Source organism: Candidatus Methanoplasma termitum, assembly GCF_000800805.1.
Lineage (GTDB): Archaea > Thermoplasmatota > Thermoplasmata > Methanomassiliicoccales > Methanomethylophilaceae > Methanoplasma > Methanoplasma termitum.
Genome location: NZ_CP010070.1, coordinates 808,220 through 825,408, shown reverse-complemented (window position 1 = coordinate 825,408; position 17,189 = coordinate 808,220). Strand labels below are relative to the sequence as shown.

General features: G+C 48.8%; 18 protein-coding genes and 1 tRNA gene. 7 read left to right on the top strand and 12 right to left on the bottom strand.

All coding sequences use genetic code 11. The annotated features are described in order from the left end of the window. Positions 1-32: 32 nt before the first annotated feature. The 3 genes from Mpt1_RS03890 to Mpt1_RS03880 form a co-directional block, all read right to left on the bottom strand. Positions 33-1,160, bottom strand: a complete 1,128-nt coding sequence (locus Mpt1_RS03890) for a DNA topoisomerase IV subunit A (protein WP_048112363.1) — start codon at positions 1,158-1,160, stop codon at positions 33-35. Further along, the gene (locus tag Mpt1_RS03885; protein WP_048112361.1) at positions 1,114-3,135 is read right to left on the bottom strand and encodes a DNA topoisomerase VI subunit B; all 2,022 of its coding nucleotides are present in this window, start codon (positions 3,133-3,135) and stop codon (positions 1,114-1,116) included. Before Mpt1_RS03885 ends, Mpt1_RS03890 begins: the two co-directional genes overlap by 47 nt. 73 nt (positions 3,136-3,208) lie before the next feature. After that, positions 3,209-4,417: a zinc ribbon domain-containing protein gene (locus Mpt1_RS03880; RefSeq protein WP_048112359.1), complete on the bottom strand. Its 1,209-nt coding sequence runs from the start codon at positions 4,415-4,417 to the stop codon at positions 3,209-3,211. Between the two features lie 128 nt (positions 4,418-4,545). On the opposite strand from Mpt1_RS03880, the gene Mpt1_RS03875 reads away from it, so the two are divergent. From Mpt1_RS03875 to hisS, 4 genes are all read left to right on the top strand, one after another. Continuing rightward, positions 4,546-5,646: an OBG GTPase family GTP-binding protein gene (locus Mpt1_RS03875; RefSeq protein WP_048112357.1), complete on the top strand. Its 1,101-nt coding sequence runs from the start codon at positions 4,546-4,548 to the stop codon at positions 5,644-5,646. Between the two features lie 54 nt (positions 5,647-5,700). Beyond that, complete coding sequence (locus Mpt1_RS03870) at positions 5,701-6,012, top strand: nucleotidyltransferase family protein (protein WP_048112354.1); 312 nt, start codon at positions 5,701-5,703, stop codon at positions 6,010-6,012. Next, positions 6,002-6,352, top strand: a complete 351-nt coding sequence (locus Mpt1_RS03865) for a HepT-like ribonuclease domain-containing protein (RefSeq protein WP_048112350.1) — start codon at positions 6,002-6,004, stop codon at positions 6,350-6,352. The genes Mpt1_RS03870 and Mpt1_RS03865 overlap by 11 nt, the downstream gene beginning before the upstream one ends. Before the next feature lie 74 nt (positions 6,353-6,426). Then, complete coding sequence (hisS, locus tag Mpt1_RS03860) at positions 6,427-7,674, top strand: histidine--tRNA ligase (RefSeq protein ID WP_048112348.1); 1,248 nt, start codon at positions 6,427-6,429, stop codon at positions 7,672-7,674. On the opposite strand, the gene Mpt1_RS03855 is transcribed toward hisS, so the two are convergent. The 6 genes from Mpt1_RS03855 to Mpt1_RS03830 form a co-directional block, all read right to left on the bottom strand. Further along, positions 7,668-8,069 (bottom strand): ribonuclease HI family protein, encoded by a 402-nt coding sequence (locus tag Mpt1_RS03855; protein ID WP_048112346.1) that lies wholly within the window; start codon positions 8,067-8,069, stop codon positions 7,668-7,670. The genes hisS and Mpt1_RS03855 overlap by 7 nt on opposite strands. Further along, positions 8,069-8,410, bottom strand: a complete 342-nt coding sequence (gene panD, locus Mpt1_RS03850; RefSeq protein ID WP_048112344.1) for an aspartate 1-decarboxylase — start codon at positions 8,408-8,410, stop codon at positions 8,069-8,071. Before panD ends, Mpt1_RS03855 begins: the two co-directional genes overlap by 1 nt. Positions 8,411-8,488: 78 nt before the next feature. After that, positions 8,489-8,564, bottom strand: a tRNA-Asp gene (locus tag Mpt1_RS03845). Between the two features lie 67 nt (positions 8,565-8,631). Then, positions 8,632-9,420: an ABC transporter ATP-binding protein gene (locus Mpt1_RS03840; RefSeq protein WP_052399360.1), complete on the bottom strand. Its 789-nt coding sequence runs from the start codon at positions 9,418-9,420 to the stop codon at positions 8,632-8,634. Then, positions 9,417-10,442 (bottom strand): FecCD family ABC transporter permease, encoded by a 1,026-nt coding sequence (locus Mpt1_RS03835; RefSeq protein ID WP_048112341.1) that lies wholly within the window; start codon positions 10,440-10,442, stop codon positions 9,417-9,419. The genes Mpt1_RS03840 and Mpt1_RS03835 overlap by 4 nt, the downstream gene beginning before the upstream one ends. A gap of 63 nt (positions 10,443-10,505) precedes the next feature. Then, positions 10,506-11,672, bottom strand: a complete 1,167-nt coding sequence (locus Mpt1_RS03830; RefSeq protein WP_048112339.1) for a substrate-binding domain-containing protein — start codon at positions 11,670-11,672, stop codon at positions 10,506-10,508. 117 nt (positions 11,673-11,789) lie between these two features. On the opposite strand from Mpt1_RS03830, the gene Mpt1_RS03825 reads away from it, so the two are divergent. Further along, on the top strand, positions 11,790-12,647 hold the full coding sequence (locus Mpt1_RS03825) for a CBS pair associated ParBc domain-containing protein (protein WP_048112337.1): 858 nt from the start codon (positions 11,790-11,792) through the stop codon (positions 12,645-12,647). Here Mpt1_RS03825 and ppsA read toward each other — a convergent pair whose 3' ends face one another. From ppsA to Mpt1_RS03810, 3 genes are all read right to left on the bottom strand, one after another. Next, a complete protein-coding gene (gene ppsA, locus Mpt1_RS03820; RefSeq protein WP_048112335.1) occupies positions 12,648-14,957 on the bottom strand; it encodes a phosphoenolpyruvate synthase in 2,310 nt (769 codons plus the stop codon). 168 nt (positions 14,958-15,125) lie between these two features. Continuing rightward, complete coding sequence (locus Mpt1_RS03815) at positions 15,126-15,656, bottom strand: IS630 family transposase (RefSeq protein WP_048111305.1); 531 nt, start codon at positions 15,654-15,656, stop codon at positions 15,126-15,128. Continuing rightward, on the bottom strand, positions 15,653-16,165 hold the full coding sequence (locus tag Mpt1_RS03810) for a helix-turn-helix domain-containing protein (protein ID WP_048111303.1): 513 nt from the start codon (positions 16,163-16,165) through the stop codon (positions 15,653-15,655). Before Mpt1_RS03810 ends, Mpt1_RS03815 begins: the two co-directional genes overlap by 4 nt. Before the next feature lie 228 nt (positions 16,166-16,393). Between Mpt1_RS03810 and Mpt1_RS03805 the strand changes: the two genes are divergently transcribed. Further along, the gene (locus Mpt1_RS03805; protein WP_238603089.1) at positions 16,394-16,909 is read left to right on the top strand and encodes a 2-oxoacid:acceptor oxidoreductase family protein; all 516 of its coding nucleotides are present in this window, start codon (positions 16,394-16,396) and stop codon (positions 16,907-16,909) included. Then, the gene (locus Mpt1_RS03800) at positions 16,906-17,187 is read left to right on the top strand and encodes a 4Fe-4S binding protein (protein WP_238603088.1); all 282 of its coding nucleotides are present in this window, start codon (positions 16,906-16,908) and stop codon (positions 17,185-17,187) included. Before Mpt1_RS03805 ends, Mpt1_RS03800 begins: the two co-directional genes overlap by 4 nt. The last annotated feature ends 2 nt before the right edge of the window (positions 17,188-17,189 follow it).

The following is a 17,189-nucleotide window of genomic DNA, read 5'->3' as shown; positions in this document are numbered from 1 at the left end:
CCCATTGGGCCGATAAAATTATTTTTTTTGATTTACAAGACTCCCATATCTGTAAGTTTCTCGGGGAGATAATTGTCCGTCACGAAGTCGAGACCGTATTTCGCCAGAGCCTGCTGCTCAGACTTCTTTTTCATCTCCAGCATGGCTTTGATCTCACTGTCCCAGAACCCGTCATTGAATCTCGGGTCGGACAGCTCGGCATTCAGGGCACCGACATCTTTGTCTGAGAGCTTGTCGGTGGGCAGATCATAATTCAGAATGTCGGATGCCGTTATCCCGATGAATTGTGCGGTCGGTGTCGCCAGATATTCTGATATGTGCGCCGTTTTGATAGCGCCGTATGCAACGGAAGCGAATATCCTGAACGACCACGGGTCGCCGTCGGTGAACACGGTCACGGGCAGGTTCCTCTCTTCATTCAGCCTCTTTATCAAACGCCTCGTGCTTCTTGCCGGCTGTCCGCTGAGGTGAACAAGTATCGCCCCATACCTTTCGGGGAAACCGTTCTCGATAAGCCTTGCGAACATACCGCCTGTTTCTATCGCCATGATGAATTTTGCATCGCTGCCGACGATCTCGAAGTTCTCTTTCTCCACATTATAGGGAACAGCGAAACCGGTCTCTGCAACATCATCGATGCAGTTGAACTTCTTCATTCCCTTCTTTGTCATCGTGCTTATGTCAAGGTTCCCATACACGTGCGCACCGCTTTCCTCGGGTCTGAGCTTGAAGTCCTCCCTCATACATCTTGAGATGATCTCCAGATCTTCGGCGAGAAGGTTGCTTTCGTCCTGGGTATTGAACTTTGCATGCTCCCATCCTTCGGATATATAGTACATTTCCCTCAATGTAGAGGATTTGTTCTCTTTAATCATCTCGTTGATGAAATCCGCTGTGTAAACAGTTCTGAGCATCATTTGTGCTCCCTGAACTGTTTTCGCCGTACGGTTGGTCCTCAGGTCACCGTATTTCCATACGTTGTGCTGAGTGTCGAATTCGATGTTCTTCTTAGACCTGAGGGGGAGCTCCATCAGCGGCACGCTGCCGGCATCTAATTGATCATAAATTTTACCCACAATGGATGTGAGGTTATTCATTGCCGTGGTCTGTCTTTCATTCGTCGCCAAGGTCTTCAGCCTCCGTTTCCTCTTCTTCGTCATCTGCAGGGATGTTCTCGTCGCTCTCGATTATCTCCAATCCTTTTATCCCCCAATCCCCGGGAAGCGCTTCGGCCCCCATCACTAATACCGGATTGATGCCCGAGATGTACACATCATCGGCATCGAAGGTATCTGCCAACTCTCCTTTCAACTCAAATGATATCGTGAGCGATGTAGAGGGCTGTATGTTTTTTACCTCCCACATGACCTTTCCGTCATCGGTCATGTTGTTGACGAAATACGGGTTAGAGAAGAGCGTCAAGTTAGCGCAGCTCTTCGGAAGATGCGTATGCAACCCGATCGTACGCTCCTGTGTTGTGTAGTTGTGGATGGTGTATGTGATAACAAAACCCTTCTGCGGATCCTTCTTTTTCTCAGCTTTGATCCATACGACGTTCATGATCTTACTGATGGTCCTGCTGAGGTCGGGCATCGGCCTGTTGAGCATTGCCGATGACTTCTTTGCTATCGCAGGAATGATCTCCTGAACGATCTGGAATTTAGCGCCGGTCTTAGTCTTCCTTTCCATTTTGTTCAAGTGGCTCTTTAGATTTCTGGCACATAGTCTCAGAGCCTGTTCTATCTCACTCTGAAGTTCGGCAAAAGAGGCTATCGCTTCCTTGCCCTCGGATGTGAACGGGACCTTTGTGGATGCAACATGGACCAATATTATAGCTGGGCCGAAAGGTATCCCCTTTCCGCCTCTCTGTTCCAATCCGTAGCGTCTCCAATCTACTTCCGAGATGGCTTTTGTTATTGCGCACGCTCCCTGCTGATACAGCAGCGGAACGCGGTTCGCGAATCTGAGTATCGTGACCTGATCATCGGACGGTATCTCGCCGCCGTACACTATCCCCGCCTCGACTATGAACGGGTTACCGTTCACAGACTTCGGGGAACGGGAAACGGGGGTCGCATAGTAATCGGGCCTCAGCCCATCCAGAACATGCATGAGCCCCTTTTTGATCAGAGTGTCTCCGATCGGTGACAGGCAATCGGTCTGAGGAGCCATTATCTTGACCTGCGTGATCGCCGAGAGTATCGCCTTACATTGATCTCTCGAAAGCGCCGAAGGTTTCATCGAAGGATCGACGCCTGCTTTTGTGAGGATCTCGTCTGCGATCCTCTCTGTTATCCTTGAGAAATCGTTCTTTAGGAATGCATTGACCGTTTTCTGCTGAGTGTTCTGAGTGTATTTCATCAGATCCCCGATCTCCATTCCTTCGGGGTGCGGTTTGATCTCCTTTGACTTCGGAGGCATCTGTTCGGTCGCCCTTTCGAATATGTACTTCTTCCCTTCGGGGTCATGGAACTCGATCTTGGTGTGGGGGTTGACGATGGCAGTGTTCCTAAGGTATTCGAAGATCGACTGCTTTCCGGTGATGTACCTCCCCTTTGTGGTGTATTCGATCTTTGTACCGTGGTCTTTCCCTTCCCAGATGAATGCAACGTCGTTCTTTACGATAGGGCGGTTGGTCTTGGTATCGATAGTGATGTCCATCTTCCAGGCCACTTCGTCCTTCCCTTCGATCTTTGACTCGACATGGGCGGGTTTTCCCGTTGAGATGTTGCCGTACATAACTGTCGCGGAGATACCGATACCCTGCTGCCCCCTCGACTGTCTGAGGGCGTGGAATCTCGAACCGTAAAGCAGACGCCCGAAAACATTGGGTATCATCTTATGGATGATCCCGGGTCCGTTATCTTCGACCGTTATCCTGTACTCCTCTTCTTCCTGAAGACGTTCCACCCGTACGTAGATATCGGGCAGGAATCCCGCTTCCTCGCAGGCGTCCAGAGAGTTATCGACCGCTTCTTTGATCCCCATCATAAGGGACTTAGATCTCGAATCGAAACCGAGGATGTGTTTGTTCTTTTCGAAGAACTCTGTTACAGAGATCTCTTGCTGTTTAGCCGCCATTTTATGGGCTTGCGTATTCCCTTCGGAATAATCTTCAATATTGTTAGAGGGCATCCAAAAGTGTATCCTCCGAATCTTATTTATTTTATTGCTTTAGATTGAAAAAGAAAATGGAAGTTTAAACAGTTTATTTCTTCTCATCAAAGGATTTGCCGCACCTCGGACAGAACCACGCTCCCGCCGGAGAGACCTCTCCGCACTCGGGGCACACAACCGGTTCTCTGCCCGATGAGCGAGAATCCTCTTGTACAGATTTGCTTTTTGATGCCGACTCTTTGTCATTGACGGGAGCCTCAGCGGTATGTTCCGCGGGTGTGATAACGACCTCATCTTCTTCATCGAATGCCGCGCCGCACTTCGGACATTGCTTTGCGTCCGCCGGGACCTCCGCACCGCATTCCGAGCACTCGAAGAAATCCTTCTTATCAGGTTTTATCTCATCGGGACGGTCGATGTACTCTCCGCACTTCCTGCATGTGACCTCTCCCGGAAGGACCAACGAACCGCACTTTTGGCATCTTCCATGGCCCCGCGGGTACAGTCTGCCGTCCTTCTCCATCTGCTCTCTGGTCTTCTCCATCCTGCCCTTCATCACATTTGAGAGGATCATGATTATGAAGAACATGATAACGATGGTTATGACGCTCATAAAGGTCCCCACCAGTGCAAGGCCCGTAATGCTGCCGTCGAACGCTCCGGTCAGGAAAGAGGAACGCGTGCGCGAATCATCGACAGGAACCGGGTTATCGCTGTCAGTCACATCTTTTACTACAAGTCCGCCGATGTGTAAAGTGCCGGAATTGAGTGGGATAAAGGTTGGCCCGCTCAGATCCAGCCTGATATCGTCCTTCGACGAACCGTTGACCGTTCCTCCCAGCACTATGCCGCTTACGGCAGCATACTGGAAGTAAACCTCTTTTGAGGTCATGTCAACCCCTTCTTTTATACTGGCGGTTATCTGTACTCCGTTATCGTAGCCGGGAATATCATAATTGAATTGGACATCGGTAAAATAGTTGTTGTCTGGTGGGTTACCTTGATTGTTCTTTACAAAATCAGGTGCAATGAGCAGCCCTCCGACGATCAGGGTAACAGCAAGGAACAATACCCCGACCAACGCCATCAGCTTGATGTGCTCTACGCCCAGCATGCGGGGCACCATGTAGAGTATGACCGCTATTATCAATGCGCCGAAACACATACACCCGTTACCGAATCCGAATAACGTCAGGACAATAGCGACCACTAAGGACCCGAAAACTCCGAGTATTTGGATCGGTGTCCATTTTCCGAACCATTTCATGTCGATGGTCTTCGCATCCGCAGTACCATTCATGGAAAGACCCCACACACTGAACCGATTAAAAACTATCGTACGTTCAGACGGATATTTTTGATTGACCGGATAAAACCTAATTATACTTGTTGACTATCACACAACTATCACACAATCAGGAGGGAACCGTGGCAACCATTGATGAGCAGATCAAAGAGTTGGAGGAACAGATATCCAACACTAAATACAATAAATCCACGGAGGCCCACATCGGAAAACTGAAGGCGAAGATAGCGCGCCTGACAGCTGAAGAAGAGAAAAGAAGATCTTCTAAGGGGCCGACAAAAGGCTTCTATGTCAAGAAAGCCGGGGATGCCACCGTCGCTCTCGTAGGATTCCCTTCGGTGGGAAAGTCCACACTCCTCAATCAGCTCACAGGGGCGAAATCAGAAGTGGGAGCATACCATTTCACAACTTTGGATATAATTCCCGGCGTTTTGGAATACAATCATGCGAAGATCCAGATCCTGGATATGCCCGGTCTGATCAAGGACGCTTCGAGAGGAAAAGGAAGGGGAAGAGAGGTCATTGCCGCGGCAAGGGCATCCGATGTGATACTCCTGGTGGTCGATGTTTTCAATCCCAAGATGGATGTTCTTCTTAAAGAACTCTATAACGCAGCCATAAGGATGAATCAATACAAACCGGATGTAGTTATCACAGGTTCGGCCCAAGGCGGTCTTTCTGTTAAACCGACGGTCAAGCTGACGAAGATCGATGTTGAAACGATCAGGGACATGGCCGCCGCATACGGCCACATCAACGCAACAATAGTAGTGAGGGAGGACATCAATGTGGAACAGATGCTGGATGTCCTCGCCGGGAACAGAGTTTACGTCAAGTGCGTGATGGCGATAAACAAGGTGGATCTGGCTAAACCCGGAGAATTGGAATATGCTCAATCATTATATCCTGAGTACAGGACCGTCGCGGTATCGGCGGTCACAGGCTTTGGAATAGAGGAGCTGAAACAAACGCTTTACGACACTATCGAGATGATACGTATTTACCTCAAACCCCAGGGGAAAGAGGCGGATATGGCGGAACCTCTAATTGTTAAGAGGGGGAACACGGTCGGGGACGTTTGCGAGGTCATACACAGGGATTTCAGGAATAATTTCAGATATGCGATGGTCTGGGGGAAGAGTGCTAAGTTCCCCGGACAGACGGTCGGAATGGATCATGTCGTAGAGGATGAGGACATCCTTACAATTATTGTGAAAAGATGAGTCGAAGAGGGGATCTTCCAAAGTTTTTAACTATCTGAGGGCAATATCATTATTATGCCGTCAGCGAAAAAAAAGATATACTCTATCGGTGAACTAAAAGAAATAGTGGCACCGGTAGCGGAGCGATACGGGGTTGCTAAAGTGTATCTTTTCGGTTCAGTCGCAAGAGGGGACTACGACGAAAACAGCGACTATGATTTCTGCATTGAACCCGGGAGAATACAAGATCTGCTGGCATTGTCCGGATTCTTTCAGGATTTACGCTACGCCGTTGGACGCGAGATCGATCTTGTTGACACAAAATCTCTAAAGCCAGACTTTCTGAACGCGGTCCTGTCAGAAGGAGTAATCGTTTATGAAGAATGATCAACTTCTTTTGAATAAAATAATAGAATGTTGCAATGATATCGAAGAATGCATTGAATTCTTTGGCAACGACGAAGCGGATTTTCTTGAAAGCAACATTTATCAAAAGAGCTGTGCCTTCAGTATCATCCAGATAGGGGAAGCAGTGAAGTCTCTATCATTTGGGGTGACAAATGATAACAGGGACATACCATGGAAAGACATTGCAGGATTCAGAGATGTTATTGTCCATAATTATGGGGCTGTAAACAAAAGATACCTTTGGAAAACGATAACGAACTTAGTTCCAGAGTTAAAAGAAACGTGTGGGCGTATTTTAGTGGATATAAGCTCTGAATGATTCTATAAAAAAATGAGAATTCCCAATCTGCGACATACAACATCCTAATATATTCTCAATCCATCGCTCACCATATGTTGCAAAGCCCCAGGGGCACAAGGGATTTCCTGCCGGATGAGATGGAAAGGAGAAGGTTCTATGAAGGTGTCCTGAGGCGGACCGCAAAGAGATTCGGATTCAGAGAGATACAGACGCCGATCTTCGAGGAAGCGGAACTGTTCATTCTTAAATCGGGGCTCAACATCCTCAACGAGCTGTACGCGTTCAAAGACAAAGGAGACAGGGATCTGGCACTCAGGCCGGAGCTGACGGCGCCCACGATGAGGTTCTTCGTGAACAGCATGAGCAACGAGCCGAAACCCATCAAGGTATTCTATTTCGGTCAATGTTTCAGATACGAAAGGCCGCAGAGCGGAAGATACAGAGAGTTCTTCCAGTTTGGCATGGAAATAATCGGCACAGCCACTCCGCAGACAGATGCGGAAGTAGTTGCCGCTGCGACCACAATGATCAAGGATCTCGGTTTGAAAGAATATAAGGCGCGCATCGGCCACATCGGCATACTGAAAAGAAAGCTCACACAGGCGGGAGTAATATCTGAGAAAATGCCGGAGATCCTGCAGAAATTGGATAAGAAGCTCTATGATGAAGCATGGCCGCTGATGGAAGCGGCAGGCGTCGCCAGAGCCGACGCGGACTCGATATTCGAACTGACAGAGACGGTCGGCGGCGTCGAAGTTCTGAGTAAAGTCCCGGGCGAGGAATCGGAATATTTGAAACAGGTCCTTTCATATCTGTCTGCGATGGGAATAGATGCTCCCGAGATAGACATGGGGGTCGTCCGCGGCCTCGATTACTATACGGGGATGGTATTCGAGGTAGAGGCCCCCGCGTTGGGCGCGGAGAAGCAGGTCTGCGGAGGCGGATCTTATACATTATCGGAGTTATTCGGAGGAGAGAAAGTATTCTCCACAGGCTTTGCGATAGGGTTCGACAGAGTACTGCTGGCACTTGAGAAAGAAGGCGCAGTATTTCAATCAAAGAAGATGGATGCTTATGTTATATCGGTGTCTGATGACATGAAGATGAAAGCGTTCGAGATCGTCGGCATGCTCAGGAAGGAAGGAATATCCGCCGACATAGATCTTGCTGACAGGAAGATGGCGAAAGCGATGAAATATGCTTCATCGATTGGTTCGAAGTTCGTCGTTATCGTAGGAAGCGAAGAAATGAAGAACAACTCCGTCACGTTGAGAGACATGTCATCAGGTGAGCAGAAGTTGGTGAAAATAAGCCGCCTTAAGGCCGAGATCGATCACTGATGGTTATCCAATTCGATATTCAGTAAAGCATCGGCCATTGGAATGAGCATTTCCGTCCGTCTGACATTCCTGAATCTTATATTGGGGATCATCGATGACAGTGCTTTAGCGTCCAGATAGAGGTTCTTTATGTTCTCCGCCTTGACCTTATACTCGCCGTTCATCTGTTTTATTACAAGCTGAGAATCCATTATGAAATCCACGTTCTCGGCCTTCAATTCGATCGCTTTGGTCAGACCTGCGATCAGTCCGCGGTACTCGGCATAGTTGTTGGTGTTTATTCCCAAATACTCCGAGCCTTTGAATATCACTTTATCGTCCTTTGTCACAACGATCGCATATGCAGAAGGCCCCGGATTACCTCTCGATCCTCCGTCGGAGAATATCTGGTACATCACAATTCCTTGACAGCTTTATTGTTGCTGTCTACAAGGACTATCTTGGCTTTGATAGGTTCCGAGGTCAGCTCATAACCCATTATGATTATCTTATCGCCTTTCTCGCAGAGTCTCGCCGCAGCGCCGTTGAGCGCAATTATGCCGCTCCCCTTCTCTCCTTTGACGACATATGTTTCAAAGCGCGCGCCGTTGTCGACATCGGCGATCATGACCCTTTCTCCGGCCCATATCCCGACCTTTTCCAAAAGAACCTCATCTACAGTAATGCTCCCTTCGTAATCGAGCCTTGTCTCGGTGACGGTCGCTCTGTGGATCTTGCTTCTGAGCACGAAACGCATGATAGCGGGGTAGTGTATATGATAAAAAGAATTTTCGGTTATGAGTTTCGTTCGTTGCGTTACAAAATTCGGAAACAATGGCGCCCTGGCCGGAATTCGAATCCGAGTCGAAGCCTCGACAGGGCTTCATGATAGGCCGCTACACTACCAGGGCAGTAAGCTCTGATAATAAGAAATAATATTTAATGGTTCTTTCAGACCCCGATAAGAAGCCAGATTCCTTATTCCCTGTATGAGCCGAAAAGACGTACGGTGGTCTTTCCGGTGCGCGGGTCCTTTTCCAACTCTGCATCGACGTTGAATACGATCCTCATATTCTCTTTAGTAAGGGTCTCTTCAGGGGTCCCCATGGCAAAGATCTTATGATCATGGATAAGCACCACGCGGTCGCAGTACCTTGTGACCATGGGAAGATCGTGCGAGACTATTACAACAGCGAGATCATTCTCTCTTGAAAGTCTCTGGATCAGGTCGAGGACCTCGAACTGCATGTTAATGTCCAAGTGCAAAGTGGGTTCATCCATGAGTATTATCTTAGGCGTCTGGGTAATTGCTCTGGCGATTATAGCACGCTGCCTTTCTCCCCCGCTGAGCGTGTTAACGTATCGGTCGGCGAACCTTGTCAGGCCGGTCTGCTCCATCGCTTTTTCTATAATAGTAAGATCATCTCGCGTTTCCCCCCTGAAGGATTCCTGGAAAGGCATCCTGCCCATTGTCACTATTTCCTTTACGGTAAAAGCGAACCTTATCTCATTCGATTGAGGGACCGCGGCGATGCTCTGCGCGATCTCTCTCTTTGAGATGCCGTCGATGTCGGTCCCTTCGATCAAGACGCAGCCGCCGTGAGGCTTCAGGTTCCTGTTAAGGTTCTTTAGAAGAGTGGTCTTTCCGCATCCGTTCGGTCCGAGTATCCCTATTATCTCTCCGCCCTTTATGCCGAGCGTTATCTGATCGAGAACTATTTTCTCATCATATTTGTATGAAAGCGATTCAATATCGAGAAGGCTCACCATCCCACCTCGCTTCTCTTTCTGGAAAGCAGATATATAAAGAACGGAGCTCCGATGAATGAGGTAATGATGCCTATGGGCATAACTCCGTAGAGCGAGGAGCCGAGATGGGCTACGTAATCGCATAATAAAATGAATGTAGCGCCCCCGAAGGCACTTAGCGGAAGGATCAGACGATTATCCGGCCCCAGGAACAATCTGAAGATATGCGGTATGACCAATCCGACAAAACCTATAGCCCCTACGAATGCCACGGCGGCAGCGACAACCAGAGAAGACACGACCAAAAGGAAGATCCGGGCCCTTCTGACATCTACTCCGAGGTCCATTGCGTGATAATCGCCGAGCATCATGGCGTTCAGGCTCTTAGACTGCGTAAGCATGACAGCTATGCCGACAGTTATTATCGGGATCGCAAATGCCATCTCTTCCCACGTGACAGTGCCGAGGTTCCCCATGGACCAGAAGACGATACTGCCCATCTGTTCGCTCGGCGCGATGTATGTTAGGAATGATACTGCGGCAGTCATCAGGGATGATATCGCGACACCGGCAAGTATCAGGGTCTCCGTCCTCACGCTGCCCCCGCTCCTTGATAACATGTATACAAGGAACATCGTTCCGAGACAGAACACGAATGCCAGCAGCGGCTGTGTTATTGCCAAAGGTATGATCGGTATCGAGAACAATATGGCGATCGCCGCACCCAATGAAGCTCCGGACGACAGACCCAGTATGTACGGTGATGCAAGAGGGTTCCTGAATACGGCCTGCATTATTCCGCCTGTTACGCCCAGGGCCGCACCCACAAAGGCACCGAAGATAACCCTCTTAGAGTTGGAATTAACGATAATGCCATCGGCCCAGGTACCTTTGCCGATAAGCACATGCCAAACATCCGAGAGTGACAAATGATCGGGTGCCCATGACAGACCCAGGAAGACAGAGAATATCAATATCAATGTAAGTGTCGCAACCGTCAAAAGCAACCTTTTCCTCTTTCTGTCCGGGTCGGGTATCATCAACTCAGCCCCGTTACAATGCGGAAAAAGGCCGATCGAACACATCCGTTGTGTTCCATCTGTTTATGGCCTCCTGAGGTAGAAATATGCAAATCCAAGAATGATAAGTCCGACCAAAAGTCCGGCTATAGCGTATAGTGCCAGATCAGAGCTGGAGGATCCGCCGACGGTGCCGGCTCTCGAAGCCTGTATGGGTATGACATACAATGTTGAGGATCCGTCGGCACTTGGCATGGCACCCTGGAATATTTCCGGGTGCAATGCGCATGCGAAGACCCACAACCCGCTTGCGGCATCTGTGTCATAGTTATTCCATTTGGAATCTACGATCACGATCGGTATGCCGGCATCGCCTCCGAGCACATCGTTTCTGAAATCGCCGACCGTGTGGCCGTCCTTTATGTATGTGTCCTGCAGGAAGATGATAGTGTTTGGATGTGACTCGACCAGTTGTACAATTGTGTTCTTGTCCCCATATGTCGTTGCGCTGTTCGGGCTGTATGCGATATTGGTGCCACCGGCCGCCTCGATCAGGGAAACGGCAATGGAGCCTGTGTTGCCGACTGAATACCCCGAGGTTTTATTATACCAGACGAACAGAGCCGGCGGTCTCTCGGATGTTCCTTTCAACCCGTTGATGACGGTGTTTTCCACCGCTTCCATATTCCCGACAAGAGAAGATGTATCTCCTTTGACGATCACGGATATGTCGCTGATGAAGTCTTTGACCTGTTCATAGCTGGTTATCGGAGAGGTCGGTACGCCGTAAACAAGCACATGGTCGAAACCGATACCGTTGAGCAGATCGCGCAACGTAAGCGCGTTCGAGTAAGTTGTCAATATTATGGTATCGCCAAGGCTCATTTTTCCCTTTCCCACCAATTGAACCAGCTGCGCCACGATGTTGTCGTTATTCGATGAGGTGTAAATGCTGCCGAGATTCAACGCGTTAAGGCCTGCCAAGCGTTCATCTTTTGTGTAATTGTATGTCGAGTATGTGTCCACAGCGATTATCTTGTCCGTCTCTCCGAGCATCGCAACGGTAAGCGTGGAGGCGTAGCCCATTGTAACAATGTGCTCCGCGGGCCTGGCATAAGTGAATGTCTTTCCGGTGCCGTCGGTGATCGTAGTAGTAGAGTCAGCGCCGTTCGAATTGTCACTGAATACGACCACCGACAATCCCGAGAACAGGATCAGGACCGAAACCAATGAGATGATCTTAACATTCATTTTATCCTCATGTTACTATTTTTGCAATTCGTGATACTTAGTAACATAAATATAATATTTAATGTTATTTAATTCTGTCAAAGGGTTTTTCATTCACCTCTAAGATAAGGTATTGATATGACGCAAAGCCCGACTGTCGCAGACTACATGATCAGAAACGTTCAAACGGTAACTCCGGACATGACCGTAACACAGGTCATGGAGAAAATAATCAATTCGAGTTTCCATGGGTTCCCCATTGCGGAGAACGGATATCTGTTGGGGTTCGTCACGGCAAAAGAGTTGCTGAGATTCGTGGACAGACCCAACTCAAAAATAAGGGAGGTCATGAAGCACGGAACGCTTTGCGTGGTCCCGTCAATGTCGATAGATGATGCGACCAGGGTACTTTTCAGATACGGTCTGAGGAACCTCCCCGTGGTCAATGAAGAAAAGAAGATCGTCGGTATTATCTCGAACATTGATATTGTAAGATCCCAAATAGAAAAATCAAGGCCCGCCAAGGTCATGTCCGTGAAGAATCTGCTCGAGCAGCAGAATGGGATAAGACTTAAGATTTCCAATCAAGAGGTTCCGATAAAAGAACTCATCCCCACTCAAAAGGAAGTGTACATGGACGAACTGATCGGACGCCAGTTCGAGATAAAGAGAGGGCTGAACGAACCCTTGGTACTGGTAAAGAGAAGGAACGGATTCCTTGTCGTGGACGGCCACCACCGGATCATGGCGGCAAAGAGGGCCGGTCTCGAGACATTCAATGCGATCGTTCTGGAGCCGAACAACCTCGATGTAAAACTGGGGTTGGAGAAGACCGCCGAGAAGTGGGGCCTCAGGACCCTTGATGATGTAAAGATAATTGAGGGCGCAAAGCACCCCTTTATGGAAATGACAACAATGCTGCTCCCTCAGGAGCAGGCGGACGGCCTCAATAAGAGACTTATCGAGGATGAAAATCATCGGGTCAAAGATCGATGATCACTTCTTGCTGTCCATTTCCCTAAGGGTTTTGAGCAATATCCTCTGCTCCGCAGATGCGATATTCCTTTTGGTCTTCACGAATGTATCAGGATTCAGGGATATCGAATCGATACCTTCTTCGACAAGGAACTCGACCAATTCCGGATATACTGAAGGTCCCTGACCGCATATCCCAACTGTCTTTCCGTTCTTGTGAGCCACTTTGATCAAGTGTGATATCGCCGCCTTCACGCCCGGGTTCCTCTCATCAAAGTAGCCCATGCGTCCGAGGATATCCGAATCACGGTCGCATCCGAGGATAAGCTGCGTAAGGTCGTTGGAACCTATCGAGAATGCGTCGCAGTACTTGCAGAACTCCTCTGCCATGAAAATGTTCACCGGGATCTCCGCCATGAAATAGAGCTTGAAGTCCGGCCCTCTCTTGAGGCCGACACTTTCCATCATACCGACTATCTCTTCGACCTCGAATATGGTCCTGACAAAAGGCAGCATGACGAAGATGTTCTTCATCCCCAACTCGTCGCGTGCCTTTTTGATCGCTCTGAGCTCGCAAATGAATGCGTCCCTGTAATTCTTAGAGATGTATCTGGAACATCCTCTCCACCCTATCATGGGGTTCTCTTCGTTGGGTTCGTAATCCGCTCCGCCCTTCATGTCGCGGTATTCGTTGGTCTTGAAGTCGGAGGTCCTGAGGATGACCGGCCTGGGATAGAAGGCCCTGGCGGTCTTTGCTATCCCGTCTGACAGTTTGTCTATCAATTGGTCCGTTCTCCCGTCATCGATGACCGCACAGGGGTGCTCTCCGATATAATTTGTGAAAAGGAACTCGCTCCTCATGAGACCCACGCCGTCGCATGGAAGTTTTGCGACCTCATCGGCCTTGGCAGGCATACTCATGTTGACCATTACCTTGGTCCCTGTGATGGGGATGAACTCTGCGGAGACAGTACCAGTTGCGTGGCTCTCCGTCTCCTGTTTCTTCTTGATCTCTCCTTTGTAGATAGTACCGGTCGTTCCGTCGACCGTTATGACATCGCCGTCCTTCAGGACATTCGTGGCGCTTCCTGTGCCCACCACGCAAGGCGTGCCCAATTCTCTCGAGATTATCGCAGCGTGGCAGGTCATACCTCCCTCATCGGTGACGATGGCGACGGACCTGCTCATTGCAGGGACCATATCCGGCATAGTCATTTTCGTTACAAGGATATCTCCGTCCTTTACAACGTCGAGACTCATTTTCTCATCATATATCTTGACCGTACCTGTTGCGAAACCCGGGCTTGCACCCAGTCCCGATAGGAGAATGCTCTCCCCAGAAACATCATCTTTCACACTGTTGCCTCCGGAATTCCCTACTGCAGTGATCGGTCTCGCCTGTACAAGGTAGACCTTCCCCCCTTCGATACACCATTCCATGTCCATCGGCCTCTGATAGTGTATCTCTACCTGGCGGCCTATCTCCGCTATTTCAAGGATGCGGCGGTCCTCTATCTTCTGTTTCTTTTCATCACTGGCCGGTACGTCCTCTTTGACATTCCCGCCGTCCGGCCCCCTTATATATCTCCATTTCTGAGTGGAGATCCTCTTTTTTGTGATGGCCATCTTCGACTTGTCCACATCATATGTGTCGGGTGTCACTTCGCCGCCCACGATGGCCTCTCCGAGGCCGTACCCAGCCTCGATGATTATGTTCTTCGCACCGCTGTGCGGATCGACCGTGAACATTATCCCCGATACTTCGGAGTTCACCATTTTTTGTACAACTACGGCCAGCTTGACCACGCTGTGAGCGAATCCCTGTTTCTCTCTGTAAGATATCGCTCTCGCCGTGAAAAGGGACGACCAGCATTTTCTGATCTTGTCAATGAGGTCGTTCTCGTCTTTGACGTTAAGGAATGTTTCCTGTTGTCCCGCGAAACTCGCATCGGGAAGATCCTCGGCGGTTGCGCTCGACCTTACGGCGACAAAACCTGTTTTTCCTTTGGGAACAACTATCCTGTAGCTTGATATGATTTCCTTTTTCAAGTCTTCAGGGATCTCGTGCGCCTCGAAGAGAGCTCTGATGCGTTTAGAAGCGTCTGCAAGGCTTTGGTCAGAACTTTTATCGATGCTTTTCAGCTCTTTTTCTATTTTTCCCATTATTTTACTTTTTTCCAAAAAGTAGTCATAGGCAACGGTCGTCAGGACGAATGCGCCCGGGACAGGAAAACCTGCCGAAGTGAGCTCCCCGAGGTTAGCTCCTTTTCCTCCTACATAGGGTATGTCATCAACGCGCAGTTCGTTAACATCTACTATCTTCTTGTCCATGGGAATTACACTCTTGGAAGAAGTTTCAGAGCAGGACTGTTGCCCTATCACCAAGCCTCGGTATGGGTTCATCATTTTAATATGTTTTTTCCAAACTACTAAAAAAAGAGTAGATTATGGACAGATACAAGCGTATTCACAATATGCAGATTATAATCACGAACCTAACTATTTAGACTCATGGTCGATTAAAAAAGTCCTCTTCCATCCTTCAGCATAGCTCATTTTCAGGGATTCTTTCATGAATGTCTCTTTAACAAACTCCACCAGATGATCTTTGCAGAGAAGGAACATACCGGAGACCCTTGCTTTGACGGTCTTCCATATGAATTCGATCGGATTGAACTGCGGAGAATACGGCGGAAGGAAAAGGAACTCGATATTGAGTTCGGCCGCATGGGATCTCACTGCCTTTGTATGATGGATCCTGCCGTTATCCAATATCATCAGCACTTTCGTGTTTCCGTTGGCTGCGCGGATCGCATCAAGAAAAGCACACATGTCAGCGCCTTTGGATGATTCCGGGAACAGCACGGAAGAATTACCGTTGATCGCATAGAACCCGAATGTGTTGGCGTTCACACGATCGGAGTTCATCTTTCGAACGGGTCTTCCCAACGACCACACTCTTGCGGTGTTTACGCTGATCCTCTGTGCGGATTCGTCTGCGAACCCCCAGGCGATATCGTTCAGGCTCACAGAGTCCAGCGCTGTTCCGAGTCTTTTTTTAAAATGCCTTCCGCATCGGCAGGGCGCCGATAATCGACATCATACGGCTTGGCATGTCTGAATCCCATGGACCTGAGCATGGAACGGATGTGTTTCGGAGTGAATTCGATACCGAAATGTTCTCTTACGAACGCCCCGGCCTCAACGGTGGTCATCATGTCCCTTGCCACCGCATCCCTGAACCTTTCTTTCTGTTCAAGGGTCATGGCGGAGGGTCTCCCGCCTCCGTAGTTAGGCATTACGGAATCAATGCCGTTCTCGTTCCAGGAACTCTGCCAATTGTATCCGGTCTGAATGGTTATGCCTTTGATCATGCACGCTTCCGGGACCGAATATCCAAGATACCTCAATCTGATGAACTCAAGTCTTTCGCCCGCTTTCTTTTGTTTCTTGCTCTCTGCCTCTATCTCTTTCAGCTTTCCTTCGATGAACTTCAGGTCGACAGGCTTCGAGATCGGTATCAGTTCAATTCCCGCCATGAAAGAGATATGAACTTAATCATTCAAATAAGTTAGGTTCGCAACTATACTTCGAAATTCGTAAAATATATGATTATTTAACACAAAAATCAGCAAAAAAATATGAATTTAGTAAAACAAAGAATGGAACATCACAATGAAAGGTTTAAATCAGATATGAGTATTCGGTACTTCAGTTGATTCAACATGGATACAGAAATATGTTGGCATGGAAGGGGGGGCCAAGGAGTGGTCACGGCGAACGAGATTCTCGCCGAGACAGCCATACACGCAGGGAAATACGTCAAAGCTTTCCCCGAATTCGGCCCCGAGAGAATGGGAGCCCCGATAAGAGCATTTGCAAGGATATCGGGAAACCCAATAAGAGTTCACACACAGGTATACGAGCCTGACATAGTGATTGTGATCGACCCGTCGCTGATCGGCAAGGTCGATGTAGGAAAAGGTCTCAAGGAAAATGGGACCATAATAGCGAATTATCGCGGTTCCTCATTCGAACTTCAGGATGCGATAGGCACGAATGCGGAATGCCATGCGGTAGATGCGACGAAGATATCGGTAGAGGAGATAGGCCGCCCGATGGTCAACACATCAATGCTCGGCGCACTTGTAAAAATAAGGCCGATAATCGAGTACAAAGAGATAGAGGACCATATGAAAGCAAAGTTCGAAGGCAAACTCAAAGAAAAAGTGATACTTCAGAACGTGGCGGCCCTCAAAAGGGCGTATGAAGAGGTGAAATGATGGTCAACTTAGCTAACTATAAAGATTTCATTGTCGGGGACCGCGTCATAGAGGCGGGGAACTCCGAGAGATTCCACACTGGCGACTGGAGAGGCCAGATCCCATATCTCGATAAGGACAAATGTATAAACTGTCTTAGTTGTTGGATATACTGCCCGGATGACAGCATCATGACGGAGAACGGCAAGATCAAGGGATTGAAGATGACGCACTGCAAGGGTTGCGGCATTTGTGCGAAGGTCTGCCCCAAAAATGCAATAACAATGAAGGGGGAGTAAAC

What these genes read in the sequence shown, in the direction of transcription:
- Mpt1_RS03890 (WP_048112363.1), bottom strand. Translation starts at nt 1,160, where the DNA reads ATGACGAAGAAGAGGAAACGGAGGCTGAAGACCTTGGCGACGAATGAA.
- Mpt1_RS03885 (WP_048112361.1), bottom strand. Translation starts at nt 3,135, where the DNA reads ATGCCCTCTAACAATATTGAAGATTATTCCGAAGGGAATACGCAAGCC.
- Mpt1_RS03880 (WP_048112359.1), bottom strand. Translation starts at nt 4,417, where the DNA reads ATGAATGGTACTGCGGATGCGAAGACCATCGACATGAAATGGTTCGGA.
- Mpt1_RS03870 (WP_048112354.1), top strand. Translation starts at nt 5,701, where the DNA reads ATGCCGTCAGCGAAAAAAAAGATATACTCTATCGGTGAACTAAAAGAA.
- Mpt1_RS03865 (WP_048112350.1), top strand. Translation starts at nt 6,002, where the DNA reads ATGAAGAATGATCAACTTCTTTTGAATAAAATAATAGAATGTTGCAAT.
- hisS (WP_048112348.1), top strand. Translation starts at nt 6,427, where the DNA reads ATGTTGCAAAGCCCCAGGGGCACAAGGGATTTCCTGCCGGATGAGATG.
- Mpt1_RS03855 (WP_048112346.1), bottom strand. Translation starts at nt 8,069, where the DNA reads ATGTACCAGATATTCTCCGACGGAGGATCGAGAGGTAATCCGGGGCCT.
- panD (WP_048112344.1), bottom strand. Translation starts at nt 8,410, where the DNA reads ATGCGTTTCGTGCTCAGAAGCAAGATCCACAGAGCGACCGTCACCGAG.
- Mpt1_RS03835 (WP_048112341.1), bottom strand. Translation starts at nt 10,442, where the DNA reads ATGATACCCGACCCGGACAGAAAGAGGAAAAGGTTGCTTTTGACGGTT.
- Mpt1_RS03830 (WP_048112339.1), bottom strand. Translation starts at nt 11,672, where the DNA reads ATGAATGTTAAGATCATCTCATTGGTTTCGGTCCTGATCCTGTTCTCG.
- Mpt1_RS03825 (WP_048112337.1), top strand. Translation starts at nt 11,790, where the DNA reads ATGACGCAAAGCCCGACTGTCGCAGACTACATGATCAGAAACGTTCAA.
- ppsA (WP_048112335.1), bottom strand. Translation starts at nt 14,957, where the DNA reads ATGGACAAGAAGATAGTAGATGTTAACGAACTGCGCGTTGATGACATA.
- Mpt1_RS03810 (WP_048111303.1), bottom strand. Translation starts at nt 16,165, where the DNA reads ATGGCGGGAATTGAACTGATACCGATCTCGAAGCCTGTCGACCTGAAG.
- Mpt1_RS03800 (WP_238603088.1), top strand. Translation starts at nt 16,906, where the DNA reads ATGATGGTCAACTTAGCTAACTATAAAGATTTCATTGTCGGGGACCGC.